13 protein-coding genes and 1 tRNA gene are annotated in these 17,388 nt (G+C 53.3%); 11 read left to right on the top strand and 3 right to left on the bottom strand.

The window, feature by feature from the left end:
- Positions 1-47 precede the first annotated feature (47 nt).
- Positions 48-1,358, bottom strand: coding sequence for a 3-hydroxyacyl-CoA dehydrogenase (locus tag FZ934_RS04230; protein ID WP_203437260.1), 1,311 nt, complete (start codon positions 1,356-1,358; stop codon positions 48-50).
- A gap of 246 nt (positions 1,359-1,604) precedes the next feature.
- Between FZ934_RS04230 and FZ934_RS04225 the strand changes: the two genes are divergently transcribed.
- From FZ934_RS04225 to FZ934_RS04180, 10 genes are all read left to right on the top strand, one after another.
- Positions 1,605-2,252 carry a nitroreductase family protein gene (locus FZ934_RS04225; protein ID WP_203437261.1) on the top strand — a complete coding sequence of 216 codons (648 nt, stop codon included), beginning with the start codon at positions 1,605-1,607 and terminating at the stop codon, positions 2,250-2,252.
- A 223-nt stretch (positions 2,253-2,475) separates the two neighbouring features.
- On the top strand, positions 2,476-3,588 hold the full coding sequence (locus FZ934_RS04220) for an MBL fold metallo-hydrolase (protein WP_153270057.1): 1,113 nt from the start codon (positions 2,476-2,478) through the stop codon (positions 3,586-3,588).
- The gene (locus FZ934_RS04215; protein ID WP_153270056.1) at positions 3,585-4,286 is read left to right on the top strand and encodes a hypothetical protein; all 702 of its coding nucleotides are present in this window, start codon (positions 3,585-3,587) and stop codon (positions 4,284-4,286) included. Before FZ934_RS04220 ends, FZ934_RS04215 begins: the two co-directional genes overlap by 4 nt.
- Positions 4,279-6,159, top strand: a complete 1,881-nt coding sequence (locus FZ934_RS28020) for a DUF4209 domain-containing protein (RefSeq protein WP_246737836.1) — start codon at positions 4,279-4,281, stop codon at positions 6,157-6,159. The genes FZ934_RS04215 and FZ934_RS28020 overlap by 8 nt, the downstream gene beginning before the upstream one ends.
- A 160-nt stretch (positions 6,160-6,319) precedes the next feature.
- Positions 6,320-6,895: a hypothetical protein gene (locus FZ934_RS04205; protein ID WP_153270055.1), complete on the top strand. Its 576-nt coding sequence runs from the start codon at positions 6,320-6,322 to the stop codon at positions 6,893-6,895.
- 626 nt (positions 6,896-7,521) lie between these two features.
- The gene (locus FZ934_RS04200) at positions 7,522-8,394 is read left to right on the top strand and encodes a bifunctional 5,10-methylenetetrahydrofolate dehydrogenase/5,10-methenyltetrahydrofolate cyclohydrolase (protein ID WP_153270054.1); all 873 of its coding nucleotides are present in this window, start codon (positions 7,522-7,524) and stop codon (positions 8,392-8,394) included.
- A 1,609-nt stretch (positions 8,395-10,003) separates the two neighbouring features.
- Complete coding sequence (locus FZ934_RS04195) at positions 10,004-11,311, top strand: tyrosine-type recombinase/integrase (RefSeq protein WP_153270053.1); 1,308 nt, start codon at positions 10,004-10,006, stop codon at positions 11,309-11,311.
- The gene (locus FZ934_RS04190; protein WP_153270052.1) at positions 11,308-13,137 is read left to right on the top strand and encodes a hypothetical protein; all 1,830 of its coding nucleotides are present in this window, start codon (positions 11,308-11,310) and stop codon (positions 13,135-13,137) included. Before FZ934_RS04195 ends, FZ934_RS04190 begins: the two co-directional genes overlap by 4 nt.
- Positions 13,138-13,343: 206 nt before the next feature.
- Entirely contained in the window at positions 13,344-15,173 is a 1,830-nt protein-coding gene (locus FZ934_RS04185) for a hypothetical protein (RefSeq protein WP_153270051.1), read from the top strand.
- On the top strand, positions 15,170-15,613 hold the full coding sequence (locus FZ934_RS04180) for a hypothetical protein (protein WP_153270050.1): 444 nt from the start codon (positions 15,170-15,172) through the stop codon (positions 15,611-15,613). The genes FZ934_RS04185 and FZ934_RS04180 overlap by 4 nt, the downstream gene beginning before the upstream one ends.
- A gap of 440 nt (positions 15,614-16,053) precedes the next feature.
- Here the strand turns inward: FZ934_RS04180 and FZ934_RS04175 are convergent.
- Positions 16,054-16,127 (bottom strand) — tRNA-Pro (locus FZ934_RS04175).
- Between the two features lie 377 nt (positions 16,128-16,504).
- Here FZ934_RS04175 and FZ934_RS04170 point away from each other — a divergent pair.
- Positions 16,505-16,696 (top strand): hypothetical protein, encoded by a 192-nt coding sequence (locus FZ934_RS04170; RefSeq protein WP_153270049.1) that lies wholly within the window; start codon positions 16,505-16,507, stop codon positions 16,694-16,696.
- On the opposite strand, the gene FZ934_RS04165 is transcribed toward FZ934_RS04170, so the two are convergent.
- Positions 16,693-17,355: an HAD family hydrolase gene (locus tag FZ934_RS04165; RefSeq protein WP_153270048.1), complete on the bottom strand. Its 663-nt coding sequence runs from the start codon at positions 17,353-17,355 to the stop codon at positions 16,693-16,695. The genes FZ934_RS04170 and FZ934_RS04165 overlap by 4 nt on opposite strands.
- Between the last annotated feature and the right edge of the window lie 33 nt (positions 17,356-17,388).

Raw genomic sequence — 17,388 nt, 5'->3', positions numbered from 1 at the left:
ACCTTACCCTGTGACTGCCTGTCCGGTAGCGCCATATCGGGCCAGACTTACCGACCTTGGCGCTCGGCATAATCCAACAACCCGCCGCGCCAGCGGGGAAACCCATAGCCATGTATCATGACCAAGTCGATATCCTCCGGCCTCTCCGCGATCCCTTCGCCCAAAATCGACCTTGCCTCGCCGATCATCGCTTCAAGAAGGCGCTCCTGAATTTCAGGCGAATTGAAGGTTCGGCGTTCTATATTTGCCTCATGTGATACTTGATCCAGCAATGACAGCACCACGGACGACTGCGTCGGGTTGATCCCCTCGTAGTTATACCAGCACGCTTCAGTTTTCCGCCCCAGCCGCTTATAGTCCTCGACGAGCCTGTGGGCTATTGGGACATAGCGAACGTCGTTGCTTTTACGAAGCTTTTGCCGTTGACGGTTCGCGTAAGCGATATCTAGACCCGACATATCCTGAGCCTCGTAGGGTTCCATAACCATACCAAACGACCGCATGGCTTCATCGATCTGGTAAGGCGTTGCTCCCTCAAGGAGGAGAAGGTCCGCAGCCTGTCGGTATCGGGCCAGGATGCGATTTCCAATGAACCCGTCACAGACCCCCGACAGAACAGGCACCTTCCGCAAGGTCTTGGCCAGGGCGTAGGCCACGCCGAGAGTTTCAGGCGACGTCTTATCGCCACGAACGATTTCCAGCAGCTTCATAATGTGAGCCGGACTGAGAAAATGCAGACCAAGGAAGCGTTCCGGTGACTGCACCTCCAATGCCAGTTCGTTGATGTCGAGGTATGAAGTGTTCGTGGCGAGAATAGTCGGGTCCGGCAAGGCAGCCGCTAGCGACGCGAAGACAGCCTTTTTTACTGCCATGTCCTCGAACACGGCCTCAATAGCGATGTCGACGGCGTCAAGACAATCATACCCGACTCGGTGATTGATCGGAGCCGTCAGGGCTTGCGCCTCACCTTGCGTTAGAATTCCGCGCGATTTCCCTTGCTTGATAATCCGGTCCGAGTTCGACTTTGCGCGGCGAGACGCTCCGCTATCAGTCTCCAAAATCGTGACGTTCAAACCACCGACCGCCAAGGCATATGCAATGGCCGCCCCCATGTTGCCTCCACCGACAACGAGGGCCGTCCGCAACTGGCGTTGTGGAGCCGGGAACTCGCCTCCTCGCGACGCTGCACCGCGTTCCGCGAAGAAAACATGTCGCAATGCGCGGGCTTGTTCAGAGCCTCGAAGCTCCAAGAATATGCTCCGTTCCTTTGCCAATCCCTCGTCGATCTGAGACATTCCAGAAAGCAACACGAGATCAACGGCCTTTCGAGGCGCGACTTGACCGGATGATTTTTTCAAGACCTGTTCTATTGCACGCTGCACAACCGGGGCATCGCTGTCCGGTAACCGAGACATTCGCTCCGTTCGCAGAGGCTTTCCCGGAGTTGGCGAAAATTGAGCGCGTATTCGTGTACTGCGAACCCTCGGCGGAAGTCCGAGCAAAGCTCAGCGATTTGCTCCTACCTATCTGAAGCCCATCGACGGTTTCACGAAGCCCCTGGCTTAAAGCACCCTTACCCACCCCTGACGCGAAGTCACCATGCCGTGACTTGGCCCCCATCTGACTTTGGAGAACCCTGTGAACATTGTGTCGGAATTATCCAATCCCGCGTATCGGCCAATAGCTTCGACCCGTCGCGCAATCTCTCGGACAACGAAATCGCCGAATTGATCGAACTGGCGACATACGCCCCAACAGCGTTTAACGCTCAGAACTGGCGATTTATCGCTGTCAGAAGCGCAGAAGCTAAGGAACGGTTGCTGCCGATGGCATACGGTCAGCAGAAAGTCGCGAACTCTTCTGTCACGTTCATTGTCTGCGGGACGATGAACATTCATCTCTCGGTTCCGACGTCGCTGAAGCCATCGGTTGAAGCGGGCATTATCTCGCAGGAAATCTATGAGGGATGGGTCGGCGCGTCACGCAACATGTATCAGGACAATTCGACCTTTCAGCGTGACGAGGCCATTCGATCAGCTACTTTCGCTGGTATGAGTTTGATGCTGGCGGCTCAAGGTCTGGGCTTGGTTTCTGGTCCGATGATAGGCTTCGACCCGGTAGCTGTCTCGAAAGCGTTCGGCCTGGCTGAAACAGACATCCCTGTGATGCTGATCTCGGTAGGATACCCCGGCACGGAAAATTGGCCCCAGAAGCCGCGCAAAGCGGTTTCGGAAGTTTTGACGTTGGCCTGACGCGCCGGGAGGTCGATCTGGTTTGCGGTCAGGTCAACCTTCAATCCTCGCCGTGGACGTCGACTACCCATTCTCACATCACCTTCGACGGCAACACTTCACGCGATCTGGAGCATACGTGTATAAGCACCGACACCTCTACTAAATCAGTGAACAACCACCAAACATCATTGCGACGAAACTGATTCAACGCGACATTGCAAAGATCGTTGGAGGTATACTTTTGCACTGCGAGATCGAATTTCTGCCGGTTGGAGATGCTTCCAAAGCTGGAGACGCTATTGTTCTTCGTTACGGCAACGCTTTCGACTACAAGCTTATGCTGGTGGACGGCGGCCATGCGGAGACCGGTGATCAGATTGTTTCTCACGTAAGGAAACACTTTGGACAACGTCCCGTCCTGGAGCATGTTGTTTTAACTCATTCGGACGGCGATCACGCGTCCGGCCTTCGGACGGTGCTCGCCGAAATTGAGGTCAAAAACCTCTGGCTTCATCTACCCTGGGAACATGCGTCGGACACATTGCATCTTTTTGCCGACAAGCGTTGGACTGTTGATGGATTACGTCGCGCAATCAAGGACCAATATTCCATTGTATCCGAGATACATGACCTGGCGGTGGCACAGGGAACTACAATCAACGGGGCTTTTCAGGGCCAGAACATCGGACCATTTCATGTTTGCTCTCCAAGTGTTCCCGCTTACAATTTTCTCCTTCCTCAATTCGACAAAACACCCGAACCCGATCAGGCAGCTATTGAACAGGCGGGAATGTGGCTTGGTAAAGAGTCACTCGTAAAGCGGATCATGGAGGCTGCGAAGGCGGCGCTTCAAGATTGGACGACCGAAACATGGGCGTTCGAGCGTCTGAAGGATGGAGGTCAAACAAGCGCGAGTAATGAATCCAGCGTTGTGCTTTATGGGACTTTTGAGAATAACGCTCGGGTACTGCTCACTGGTGACACTGGCATCAACGGGTTAACCTGGACCGCCAACTATGCCGACCGCATTGGCCTCCCTCTTCGACAGTTTTCCTTCGTTCAAGTGCCTCACCACGGGAGTCGGCGCAACGTAGGTCCAACGGTATTGAATAGACTCGTTGGACCCATATTACCTCAGGGTAGCAGCAGCCGGTTCGCGGCCTACATCTCAGCCCCCGCCGATGATGCCAAACACCCTAGACGAATTGTTATCAACGCGTTCACGAGGCGCGGCGGATTACCGATAGCAACACAGGGCAATTCGAAAGTTCATTGGGGAGGATTCCCCTCACGCCAAGGTTATTCCAACGCCGAGCCCTTGCCCTTCTATACCGAGGTCGAGGAGTATACGTGACAAGCTCCGTGCCTCCTAAGTCGTTGAAGGACCAGATCAGGTGGCAGCTCTGGCTAACAATCGCTGCAAACTTCGCGTTGTTCTACGTCGTCGCTCAATCAGACGCGTTTGCCGCTTCTGGCGTCTCCGGCCTCTTAACCGGCGCAGCAAATCTCTTGCCTGTCGGCTTGGCCCTGATCGTCACAACGATAGCAAACGGTTTGCTGGATGCGAGCATGAAAGCTCGATTGGTTTTTCTGCGTTGGAACTTCGCACTTCCTGGACACCGAGCTTTTAGTGTCTATGCGGTCGCTGATCCTCGTGTGGATGTAGCGCGGCTTCGTGAGTCGATTGGAGAGTTGCCCACTACTCCGGCCGACGAAAATCGCTTGTGGTATCGACTTTATAAACAGATCGAGACGGACCCGGCGGTTACACAAATTCACCGCGAGTTTCTCTTCACCCGCGACTATGCGGCTTTTTCCTTCTTGTTCCTACTTGGTTTTGGAGTTGCGGCGCTCTTCCTCATCAGCGAGTGGAAAGTCGCGCTTCTATATCTGCTGGCTCTGATTGGTCAGTTCATCGTCGTGCGTCACGCGGCAGCAAACTACGGGATACGGCTCGTAACCACCGTCTTAGCACAGTCTTCTGCACGGTCTCGGAAGGACCAGAAATCGTCAAAAAAATCACAGAGAGGGCGGAACGATCAAAATGACTGAGTTGAGCGGCGATCCGGCGACCGAAACGGAGCGATCAATACCTGGTAACCAAGCACCGACGGCTGAAGACGTTGAGAAAGTCGATTTCGACCAGCTCATCAAAGATGTACCGTCCGCTGATTGCTATGATTATCAGCGGCCGTTTGTGACGGCTACGGAGCATGCAAAAACCGAAGGAGATGAAAGTGCCGCATCGGTGTACGCGGCTCTTTCGGCGCTTTGCAGCTTCCATTTTCGTCCCGGTGACGTGAATGACCCTTTCGGGCCCATGATCCAGATGGAAGGTAAGCGGTCTGCCATCCCGGACGACTTCCGCTCTTGTGCAACCGTTGTTGCCCTGATGGCTGATCGCACCTCGGACGTGGCGCTCAAGGCTCGTCTGGCCGACGTAGCCTGGCTTCTGGATCGAAGACGTGTCGATCTCGGGCTTGCCGCGATATCGGCTTATTGCCAAACGGTCCGGGATGTTGCTGCTGGTGCCAGAAAATTTCGTTTGGATCAATCAAATACGCCGTACAGTGCGCAATCTCGCAACCTACTCAAACGGGCTATGAGCTTAGCCATTATGCGATCCGTCGGACTCGGCAAGCCAGAGGAAGAAGATGTCAGGTCTCTCGTAAAGCAACTCTTCAGCGAAGTATTGACGGGATCAAATCTCAGAGACGTGCAACGGTTTGCCGACCTGGCGTTACAGTACGGAATTGTACCATCGCTCGATATTGGCCGTTCGTGCGAGGATTGGCTCCGTCGCAGCAACGTGGCAGACGGCCACGACCGCGTCGACCTACTCGGCCTCGCAGCCACGGCTTATCACAAGGGCGGTTCGATGCCGGATCACTATCGATGCAGGTTGGAAGCTGCAGATACCCGTGTGAGAATGTCTCAAGCCGGACATTCGGCAATGCTTTCAGCGAGCTTGCTTACTGATGCAATTTCGGAGCTGCATGGAATTCCAGACGTCAAAGAGCGACGACGCGAATTGAGGCATCAGCTTGTCGATGTTCAGGCGAACATCTCAGACGAGCTGACGAGTTTCTCCCAAGAGATCGATTTAAAGGAAATCGTTGCGGCGCGAGAAGCGTCTTTCGAGGGACTTTGCTTACGCGACATGCTTTTTTACTTCGCGGACATGTCTCAATCACCCACGCCGGACGAACTGCGAACAGAGGCGCAGCGGAGTATCAACGACAATCCTTTTTCGTCGATTTTCTCAACATCCTTCCATGATCGAGACGGCAAGGTTTCCTATCGGTCCGAGAACGTCGATCTGATGTCGGCTCCCACTGACGAGGCGCTGAGATCGACAGTTGCCGAGGCAGAGCGTATCCGGAGGCAGATATTTGCTGAGGGTGACATCCAAACCGCTCGCCGTTTGATCAATGAGAGCTACTATATCACTGACGGAACGCTCGTTGCGCTGCTGCGTCACAGCAACTTTGTCCCCGCAGAATTGCTTCGAACATACGGTCGAGGTTTCCAGCGCTTCTTCCAGGGCGATCCCGTCAGTGGCCTATATATCCTAACGCCCCTACTCGAAGCATCAATCAGGCACGTTCTGAAGGGGCGCGGATACGACGTTTCGACTTTCGACAACGCCACAAAGACGCAGCAGGACCTAACCATCTCGGCGATGTTCGATCAGATGAAGTCGGAGTTACTCGAAGTTTTTGGCGCGGCTTTCGTTGCAGATATCGAAAAGGTATTTCTAGATCAACCGGGGCCCACCATCAGGCACCAAGTCGCTCACGGACTGATGACGGACGGAAATCCTTATGGACCAGACTCCGCATACGCGTGCTGGCTTATCTTTCGGCTTTGCCTGATTACGCTGTTCCCACACCGAGAGAAAATCGACGTAAACCTGTGGCAGTGACGCCAGAGCCACTTGAATTTGAAAGGACGACATACCGTCACTCAAGGACTTTGCTGATGCCATGAAAGCGTCTTGGGCCCGTGGCCTTGGCGATTTTCATCGCTTGCGCTGGCATATTCGCATGCTCTGAAGAACCCTATGCACAGGGAATGGACCTACAATGAAGAGATCGCTGAAGGGGAGGCTGTACCGCTCGTTTGGTTGGCACGCCTGGGCTAACCAGGCCGACGAAGACGCTGAAGAAGGTCGGCTTCTGATAGAAGAACATCGGAAACAGCCGATTCACAAACCCACTCGAAAGATCAGCTATGCGGAGATCATGTCAGATTTGGCAACTGGAAAACCAGGCAGGTTTTTGGATCGGAAGGTTCAGGCCCTGATATCGAGCGAGCTGTGGCCACCGACATCGCTAAATGAAACGTATGATCAAATCAAAGAGCGTGGCGTCGACAACGCTTGGACAACGTCAGTCAGAGGGGTCGAACACCTGTTAATGGTCGCTCATCCATCGGTGTTCAGCACTATTCGATTGGAGTTCAGCCCGCACCGAGCGACATTCGCTGTCGACGGCTCTCGTTACCAAGTCAAAGGCCAGTCTGCGGCCATGGCTATGATGGGGGTTCATATTGCGATGAACTGTCTCCGATATGAGGCGGCAGAAGAAATCGTATCGATCCGGGAGTGGATCACCCCTATCGTAGACCCCTCATTTACCGCCGTCAGGGCGAAATTTTGACGCCAAGGACGTCGCACGTGCCGTCAAAACCAAAAAGCCAAAGCGCAATCCTATCGGACGACGTCGTTTCCACTCGCTTGTGAAGAGCGCGTTTGAGTTCCTGGAAAAGGCGATTAGCGAATTCGAGAAGTCCGCGAAGTTTTCGACCGTCCATTTCGCCATCGCAATCCTGCTTTTCTTGAAGGCACGCCTCATGAAAGAGCACTGGTCACTTCTCTTAGGTAAACCCGACCAAGCTGACAAAGCAGGTTTCTTTCGAGGAGAGGCAAAGACGGTTGCTCCCGAGCAGACAATCGAAACGCGGTCGTCGTGAACGAGCTGACGCCAGAATCTCGCTCCGCCTTGACGGATGATCTCGTCACCATGGTCATAGCCACGCCTGTCGGATCACTCTGCTCGAAACTGATGTCGCTCATGGTTACATCGGTACTTGAGCCAGCCGAACAAATTTCAACGCAGACATTCCTTCCGTTCAAAATCTACGTATCCGAGAATCTCTGAGGGAATTTATGCAAGATTCCAATCATTATCCCTGCAATATCTCTCAGACTTGAGGTCACCTCCATCTGGACTTGAGTATACCATTGGCGATTGATCGCTCCTTCCATATCGACAGGGAGGTCTCAATGAACGACGACAAGATCATTTCCGGAAAGCTTGCCGCATCAGTTCTGATCGAAGATGTGAAACGCGAAACTGCAGCATTGGCTGCTCGGGGTATCAAACCTGGTCTTGCAGTGGTGATGGTCGGCGACGATCCCGCCAGCACTGTTTACGTTACCTCCAAGGGCAGGATGGCGGACGACTGTGGCTTCCTATCAAGAACATACGCACTTGATGCGAAGTCAAACCAGGCCGAAGTCATCGAGCTGGTGAAAACCTTGAACGACGATGACGAAATCCATGGCATCCTCATACAGCTTCCCCTCCCGGCAGGACTGGACGCTGAACGCGTCATTCAAACGGTCACGCCTAGTAAGGACGTTGATGGCTTCAGCGAGATCAACGCCGGGCGTCTGGCCATCGGCTCTACCGGGAGCACCATCGTACCTTGCACACCGGCAGGCTGCGCCCTCCTTATCCAGCAACGTCTTGGAGCTGATCTTTCTGGCAAGCGAGCAATCGTCATCGGCCGTTCGAATATTGTCGGCAAGCCAATGGCCCAACTGCTCCTCGCTGCGAATGCCACAGTAACCATTGCGCACTCCAGGACCGCAGACCTGCCATCATTGGTGAGAGACGCAGACATCGTCGTCGCAGCGGTAGGACGGCCAGAGTTCGTGAAAGGTGACTGGATAAAGCCCGGGGCGTTGATCATCGACGTCGGCATCAATCGCGTTTCGCGCGGTGAGAAGAAGGCCTTGGTCGGCGATGTGGCGTACGACGAGTGCTATGCCAAAGCCTCGGCGATCACTCCTGTGCCAGGGGGTGTAGGCCCTATGACCATCGCGATGCTGATGAAGAACACCCTGGAAGCAGCTCGGCGAATTGGTCGGTGAAGCAAATTCAGGCCATCGAAATGATCCTCGGTCCCGAGTTCATGGCATCTCTGACTTGACGGACCAGACGCTGCCCGCATCCCTTCCAAGTGCGGGCAGCGACCTTAGAAGTGCTGTGGACACGGCAACTTCGCCGCTGGCCGAGCTTTACATGACCCTGGGTGGCCACCCGGGAGGCTATCTGGGAGATCGATGGCGTGGTCGACGTGACAGACCGCTTGAAAACTGTTCGGTGAATGCCAGTTCGCGAACGCTTGATTTGAGTGTGCATCCATTGAAGACGCCGGTTCGCAGCATCGTTCTTGCGAGCCACCGGCCGTGGGGTCGCTGCTTGTGTATCGATGCGTCGACAAGTTGGCTCCGAATGGCCCCAAATTCAAGGTTGCGCGAAGATCGATTCGTCACTTGGCGTCCGTTCACCAAACATCTCGCACCAGGCCCTAGCGTTTCAGCGCGACAATCAATGGATAGCGTGCGCCGAACTCGAACCCTCACAACTTTTTTCACCACCGCTGGAAGCGCTGGCTGGTCTCGCTGTCGCGGTCTATCCAAGTTCAAAACAAAGTAACCTTATAAGCTTCCGCACCTCAAAACTTGCTTGATAGTCAATCATTGACTTCCACTAGGTGTCTTCTAGCACGTCGTAGTTCAATTGCCTGCAGAAACTTCAAACAATACTTACAAGGAAATTAATTAAAAAATGTATTTCCTTGGGTTTTTTCCAGCCTCAAGGAATTCTTTGAAATTTCGTAGAAGTACAATTAAGTATATTTTGAACAGATCCATTTTAGATAAACGCACATGCCTCACAGATGCTCTACAATATTCTCTGTTGACGGATTATTTTCATCAGCTTTACGGTAATCGTCGAGGTTCACCACTACGATATTCTAACGAGGCATCACCGACATGAGGACTCTCCCTCGAAATCTTCAAAAGCGACTAGCCGCCAACCCAAATCTCCCCGCCATATCGGCCGTGTGCCGGGTTATTGAGCACCTTCCTCCAATCCTTCAGTCAACCGCGTGCTTCTTAGCAATGGAAGGTCGGCGTGCAGCTGACGTACTCGAATGGACGATCAAGGTTGTGGTGGAAAGCATTGACCGAGTGTTCCGGATTGAGCGTCTCGAACATTTCATCACACGTCCAGACCGAACTAGGAAGCAATTGGTTTTCACAACCAAAGAGGCTTCCTTTTTGGCGACCTATATTTCGCAAGAACGGAACGAAATTGTCTCACGGGTCCATCGAGCTGGAGGACAACTGGAGCCAGTAAAGCTCTTCCTTCTTCCCAACGGACGTCCGGTAACACTGCGTTTGTTGCGACACCATTTTCGCCGCGTCAGCGAGGAGCTAGGCCTTCCCAGCAGCATCAACCCGTCTGCGATCCGCCAGCGTTACATTTACGAATTGATGCAACGGATACAGACATTGCCAAATCCCGAAGTTCTCTATGGGGAATGCACATTCCTCATCCAAGAGGCAGCAATTGCCACGCACAATCCGGCGTGCCCCATGTGCACCCATCGTTTGTAATTTGAACTCATCGCTTGGCGTTTCTTCGCTTTCGCAATTCACCTGGCATTGGCAACAATGAGGAGCGGCGTAGATGCGCAGCGCTGAAAATCTCTGGGATGAAGGCTCACCAGGAAGCGACTTCGACGCAGAATTCTCCCAACCAGTCCATCGGATCAAATCCCTAAATGATCCAACCGCAAACACCGGGATACCGGATGGGGTGACCCTCCTTTTTGACCGTTGGTTCAAGCCGCTTACCGAAATGAATCTCTTCATTCTCAATCATGCGAAGGATAGGCGAAATCTCTTCAACACCGCCAACAGCTATGCCGACGACCTAGCTAATTATGAGATGTATTGCGATTACAAAGGCATCACCTGGAGGGATGCGACCACCAGCGACATGGAGTTTTACCACTCGATTTTGTCATCTGGCGTCTCTTGGATCACACGCAAAACCTTTTCCCCTTCCACCATCGCCAGACGCATTGGGACTGTTAAGCATTTCTACGAGTTCTGCATCACGAAGGGGTTCATTTGCGACTCCGCATCGTCACCACACCGCTACAAAGGCAAAGCGTCTCGTGGGACGAAAGTGGTCAAAGTTAAATTCATCGATTTGCGGTCGTTGCGGCAAATTCTAACCGTGCTTGGACCATCCCCGGAGGAGAATACAGCGTCACCCACACGGGATCGAACTGTAGCCGAATATTTGTTCCTGATCGGTGGACGCCTTGAAGATGCTGTTGCTCTCACCATGACCGACGTTCTGAACTGGGAACTTGAGTTGCGGGAGCGACCAGACCGATTTCTTGTTGAGCATACGGTCGTAGGAAAGGGGAATGTCCAGCGCACGGTCCTAGTGCCGCGCCCTCTCGTCTCTCGCATCATCAAATACATCGAGACGACACGCGCCCAAATCATCACGTTGGCGCTTAAGATAAAGGGGCCAGGCTGGGCTCCTCCCAACAAAATTTTTTTGAACGGCATTGAATCGAACCACCGGGACCTCGGCAATGCAGCCTCCGCCGATACCCTCGGTCGGTCTTTCGTAGAGGGCGTCCGGAAGGCGGGCGTGCTAAAGGCGGAGGATAGAGTGCTGTTTGATGCAGATGGCAAGCCGTTCCGAGAGGGTGGATCGCCAAAGACCGAGATCGTCCTTTCCCCCAAACACTCTATCCATCATCTCCGCCACACATTCGTTGCCGTGATAGCCGACGGATTACGCCGCCACGGAAATTCAGCTCCCTTTAAGGTCATCCAAATGCTGCTGGGGCACTCATGGCTCTCGACAACTGTCGACACCTACGGAGGATCGCTGGCGTTGGATGAACCTGATATCGCAGATGCTTATGAAACTGTTTTGCGGAGCTATAACTTCCACGAGGACGTCGAATGACCTCAAAGCGGAAAGGCTCCCACCTTTGGGATGCGGTTCAGTCGCGAACCGAAAATGAACTGTATCAGCCACAACTAACGATTACTGAAAAGGAACTTTTCGCAAACGTTTCGGTAAAGGGCGGAGGCATCTACCAGGCTGACTTTTCGGAAGCATTTCGAAAACGACCAGAGATCACCCGGGCCATCGCGACAGGTTTCATCGGGTCTTCCAACGGGAAAGCAAAATCATCGGTTAAAAAAGACGAGTCTCACGCAAAACTTTTCCTAACGACATTCCTTGATGGACTCCAAAAGTCGTTCGGACAAAACGTCGCAAAACTCGCGCAACTTAACGGAAAGATTGGGAATGACTATCTGGAGTGGCTGTCTGGCGAATTTAAACTCGCAACTTTGCCAAGTGCGAAAGGTATTTTGGGAGAGACCTCTATACCAGCGATCTACAATCGCATCAGGTTGATCGTCGAGTTTCTTTCTACCTCTCCCTCCTACTCGAAGGACGTCAACGGCGTCATATTCAAACCCAACCCGAAGCCGGGATCACACAAGGCAATCAAACATCGCGAAGCTCTGTCGGAAGCCGACATGCGTCTTCTGATTGCCGCCTGTCAAAGAGAAATTCGACGAACGATAAAGCAGCTAGAATATGGTGATACTCTCAAAGAGAGGCCCGACCCAAGGCTTGACGTTTGTTCTTGGATTGAGAAAAAATTCTATTCCTTGGACGCTTGCATTCAGGCCTATTTGCACGCCGACAAAATTAGAGCCTGGGAGCACGGCAGTCTTGCGACCGAAATGCGGGGGTTCGAACGCGCTACCCACGGCAGAAAAATCAACAGGGTGTTTATTCGCGAGCACCTTCACTTCACATCTGCGACAATAATTCCTTTTGTCATCCTGTTAGAGATGACGAACCTGTTTGCCGTCGACAGCCACATTCTATTGACATGGGATGACGTCGGGGACGCCCTGACGTCAGATAAACGGGGAAGGATCGAAGCAAATAAGCCGCGTGGCGACGTTCTTCAGGTGAGAACGTTTCGGAAAAATGATCCTTATTACTTTTCCTCGCACAACCTGCTACGGCTCCTCAACAAGCACACCGCGTACACACGCACTCTTGTAGACCCAAAGTTTTCTCGCCGAATATTTTTATTCGTCGACGGACAAGGAAGACCGAAAGCGTTTACCAGCCAGAACGAGTCTCGCCTTTTCTATAAATGCCTCATGGCCTTCATTAAACGAAACAAGCTCAAGCACTTCTCGCTCTCCCAATTAAAGTCCACCGCGCCAATTTTAGTAGGTGCGGATATCAATGCTGCTTCAGAATTGCTTCATCACGAGCAAATCCGCACAACTCAAACCCACTATGATCCAGCCGCCGCTAAACGAGTGCGGCGTGAGAAAATCGCCTTTGAGATGGCGGTAAGGGAACGCAATCTCGCAACGCTTGGCAAATCCGATACCCGGGGTAAAGGGCTGACCAAGGCTGAAAAGACGGCTGTCACACCCGGATTTTTGTGTATCGAACCACTGAACTCGCCCTATCGAGATCAGATACCCGGTCGGATGTGCACGGCCTACGGTAGGTGTCCAGCCTGCCCCAACGCCACTGTCGACTGCCAATCGTCAAAGGCAGCTTACCGGCTGGCTGAGCTGTTGTCCCTACTCAACGATCACCGATTCAAATGCCTGGAAGCTCGATGGCTCGTATACTGGAAGCCTCAGGTCGATGCATTGCGAGATTTCTGGTTACGGAATTTCGATCCGAATGCCATCGCTGCGGCTGCGAACCTTAAGCTGTCGCCTTTGCCGGAGATAGATTGATGTCGTCACGACAAGGAACACGCAATCCTGATCCCATTTTCCTTCTACCTGATGCTGAACTTTCAGTCACAAAGTTTAGTGAAAGGTCCTGGTGGTTCGACCGAACATGGCACTTTGATACCGCGAACCCCGGATCACGATATCCATCTCTGAATTGGGCCCTATATTGTACAGAGCACCACTGGCAATGCCCACGATGGCAAAAATTGATCGGCGCGGGCCGGAGATTTTTGGCATCACTTCGAATTGAGAATGTGACTGGCACGAAAGCGAGCGACCTCACACTCACTTTGTTTGGGGATCGCCTTCGGTTCTTTACTCACTGGATGTATGCAGAAGGGTACTCTCACTATCGAGAGATAGGAACTCAAGCTTTCTCGTCTTACCAAGACTATGCGGTGAGCATACTTGCTGACGAGACTGTTGAAAAGCGAACGCTGACCACCATCGCGGCGTACTTGGATGTTCCTCGACGTCTTTATCAACAGTCAAGCCTCTTTCACAGCATCCCAGACATGGTTATTGCCGCTGATCCACTTGGAGGCGAGACCGGCAGGAGCATTTGCAAACGATTGAACCTCGACGACTTTGGGAGCGTCAAACCCGTTCCTGACGAGATTGCACGACCCGTCATCCAGGAAGCAATTCAATGGGTCGATCACTTCTCCGTAGACATTCTAAATGCCATTGAACTTCAGTCTTTCCTTTTCCGTCGTGTGGCGTCGTGGAACAGCAACGATTATACAAAACCTATCAACACTGGGCTTACGGGCTTTCGCTTCAACATTGGAGGACGCGACGCCGAATGGCGACCGCCTCTAGTTGCATCGCTACCAGTCCGCGTCGATTCCGAGCATGGGGAGAGAATTGTTCAGCAATCGCCGCTACAGCAACTTAGTGACCTAACGGAAGACCTTGTCGGCGCTTGTGGAATCACCATCCATGGACTTACCGGTCTTCGATCATCTGAAGGCGCGAGCCTCAAAGCGCTGCCGCTTTCTGAAACTGGCCTGCCAGCCTGCATCGAGATTAGGCCATCGCAAATCGGCCTCAACGAAGTCTTCTACATCAAAGGGAAGTTGACCAAAGGCCGCAAGGAACCCGTTGACTGCGAATGGGTCGCGGGCATGCGTCCAAGGGGAACAGACTATCTCCCGCCTCCAGTTCGCGCCGCCATTGTTCTAACGAAAGTCTATTCTTTTTGGCGAGCTTTATCAGGTACCACCGATCTCTGGCTTTCCGCAAAAAGAGCTAGTGGGTTTGCTCGTCGTACTCACACTGTCACTCGCGTGCAAACGAAGACACTCCTGAACCATGAGAACAATTTCATACGCCGCCATGTCGCCATTCCCGACAAGCTTCGATCCTGGCGAATTAACCGAGCGCAATGGCGCAAAAAGTTCTCTCAAGACGTGATCAAGTCGGACCCCGATGCGATCCCAGAGGTACAGTTGCATTATCAACACTTGTCCGACCACCTAATTGAAAGCGCCTATTTCGGAAATGATGCAAAGCTCTTGCAGCTCATCGAGGACGAGGCGATGAATCAGGCGGCGCAGGACGTCGCTCGCATGATCTTTGGTGAGCAACCATACCAATCGAAGGTCGTAGACCAGCTTGCCGCAGCGCTAAAACGCCTCTCTCTGGAAAGCAACGACCCTGAGGATATTGCTGTAACCATAAGGCGGGAACTCGCACATGAAGGCATCCGCATTTGGAGCGGTACGCACGGCGATTGCTTCTACCGCTGGGAAAGCGCCCTCTGCCATATTCGTTCGAAGGGAAAAGTTAACTTGACGGACGACCGGCCCCTGTTTGCGGACAGAAGCAACGACACCTGTGGCAGCTGCTCAAACTACATCGTCGCCGCTCGACACCGGCCATACTGGCTCTCGACGTTCAAAAGGCGGCGAAAAGGATGGCAGGACATGCTAGCAGCTGGTGAACTGCTGCTGGCTGAGGCAATGCACCAGAGAATGACGGTCGCAAGAAACTACTGCCTAGCATTGCGTGTACCCGCAGACGAGCTGAGTTGAGCAATGTCAGAAAAAACAGAGCAGGACTATCTCCGGCCATCAATCGAATCAAATCCGGAAATGTAACCCACCCCGATCTGATCAAGCTCGCAAGCCTTGGAAAGTTGAAGCTCAACGTCACAAACGTCGCAAAGGAAGCCGGACGCTCCAGAACTGCAATCGCGACAGAAGAAACCCCTTATCCTAAGGTCAGGAACGCAATTCTCCCCTATCAAAACTCCGAGGGTTACCCTCAAAGTGACACAGCGACCAAGCGCACCACGGTTCAATTTCATCTTCTTAAAAGCCGCGCGGAGGTTCGGACAAAAGAACAGATCATCCAAGTCCTCGGCACGCAGCTCGTGTCCGCAACAAAGCAGATTGACGAGCTAAAGCTCAAGCTGGACAAAGCTGAAGAGAAGCTGGCGAGACTATCGCAAGCCCGTCACACTTCCTTCTGAGCGCCAGCTACTCCGGAATTTTGTATAATGCTTGCCCTAACGGTTCACGTCGCCTACGGCAAAACATGTTCATTGTGTTCAGTCTCGCAGCGGTCTCTGAACAATCGGAAAGCAAAAACTCCAACTTCACTCGATCAAGTGAACAGTTTTAGGTTTCAGAATAATTCGATTTTTCGAATTGACGGGCTGTCGCCCGACTTCTTTGATTTTTTGTTCTTCGACCGAAAGATGGACTCTCCCTCAGCCATACCCATGGTCGGTCCATCTAAGTTCGAAGAAAAGCGGTGTCCGCCTGGTCGGCGGACAAGATAGGCATAAATTGCTCCGGTTCACCGTTTTACAACCAATGCCACATTGCGTGGCTCCGATCTGCGTCTCATGAACAGTGCAAAAAACTAAAAGGGCCAGTCAGCAGAATGCCAACTGACCCTTTCTAAACCTCGGAATGGCCGGATTTGAACCGACGACCCCTTGACCCCCAGTCAAGTGCGCTACCAGACTGCGCTACATTCCGTCACGACCAGTTATGCAAGTCTGAACAAAATCACCGGCCCACATAATGAACCTGCGACCCCTTGACCCCCAGTCAAGTGCGCTACCGGGCTGCGCTACGCCCCGACCTGCCTTTACGGCCTGATCCTGTTAGTCTTTTGGCTTTTTCCGTGCAAGCGAAAAATGCGGACGCTTGAAATAAAAGGGCTTATCCAAACACTGGAGACATGCGGACAGCACTGCCTTCACTTGTTTTTGCCATAGGTCGTCGGTGGCATCCGGCCGGCTTCTATCCGGCGGAATGGTCACGGCTTATCTCGCACCGCTGACAGAGCAGCCAAAACTCTTGCTCAAGCCGCTGCTCCTGACTAAGGAGAGCCTTATAGAGGAGCCTTTGATATGCAGATTGAAATCCCCTGCCCCAAGTGCAGAAACACCCGCATGAAATTCGAGCATGCCGAGCCGCGTAACAGCGACATTGTCACCTGCTTCACCTGCGGCCACGAGCTCGGCACCCTTGCCTTCGTGAAAGCGAGAATGATGGCCGCATTCGAGCGGATGCGCAGGCAGGCGCTTCAGCGCAAGAATTAACGCTTAAGGCTGACCGATCCTTCGGTCGAAGCGACGCGGAGCCCGAGATAATCAGGCGTCGAAAAATGCGGCGTCTCGAAAGGCGTGGCGTGGGTGGCCGTGATGACGGTCACATCCGCGCCGGCGGACTCCCCAGCCAGGATGCCGGCGACGGCGTCCTCGAATACCAGGCACTTCGCGGGATCGACGCCGAGACGACGAGCGCCCAGGAGATAGCCTTCAGGGCTCGGCTTACCGGCGGAGACTTCTTCGCCACTCACCAACATCGCAGGTGTCGGAATCCCCGCAGCGGTCATGCGGCGCTTTGCAAGTTCTATCGGCGCGGATGTGACGATCCCCCAACGTTCCCGGGGTATCCCTTCGAGGAAGGCCACTGCGCCCGGTATAGCCAGGATACCGTCCACGTCTTCCATTTCCTCGTCGAGCAGCAGCTTCGCTTCCACGACCGGATCAACACCCGGCAATGCCAGTTGCTTGATGACGTCAACCGCGCGAATGCCGTGAATGGTCTTGAGGAAGACCTCAGGCTCTATGCCGTGTCTCACCGCCCATCCCGTCCAAACGCGCTCGACGACGGCAATCGAATTGAGAAGCGTTCCGTCCATGTCGAACAGAAAGGCTTCGTACGGCTTGTCGAATATGGCGCGAGATGCAGACACGGGAATTTCCTTAGAGCTTTGGCAAGAGAGCCC

The sequence above is a fragment of the Rhizobium grahamii genome (assembly GCF_009498215.1).
GTDB lineage: Bacteria > Pseudomonadota > Alphaproteobacteria > Rhizobiales > Rhizobiaceae > Rhizobium > Rhizobium grahamii_A.
The sequence above is the reverse complement of the archived record's forward strand: the minus strand, read 5'-3'. Positions and strand labels throughout refer to the sequence as shown.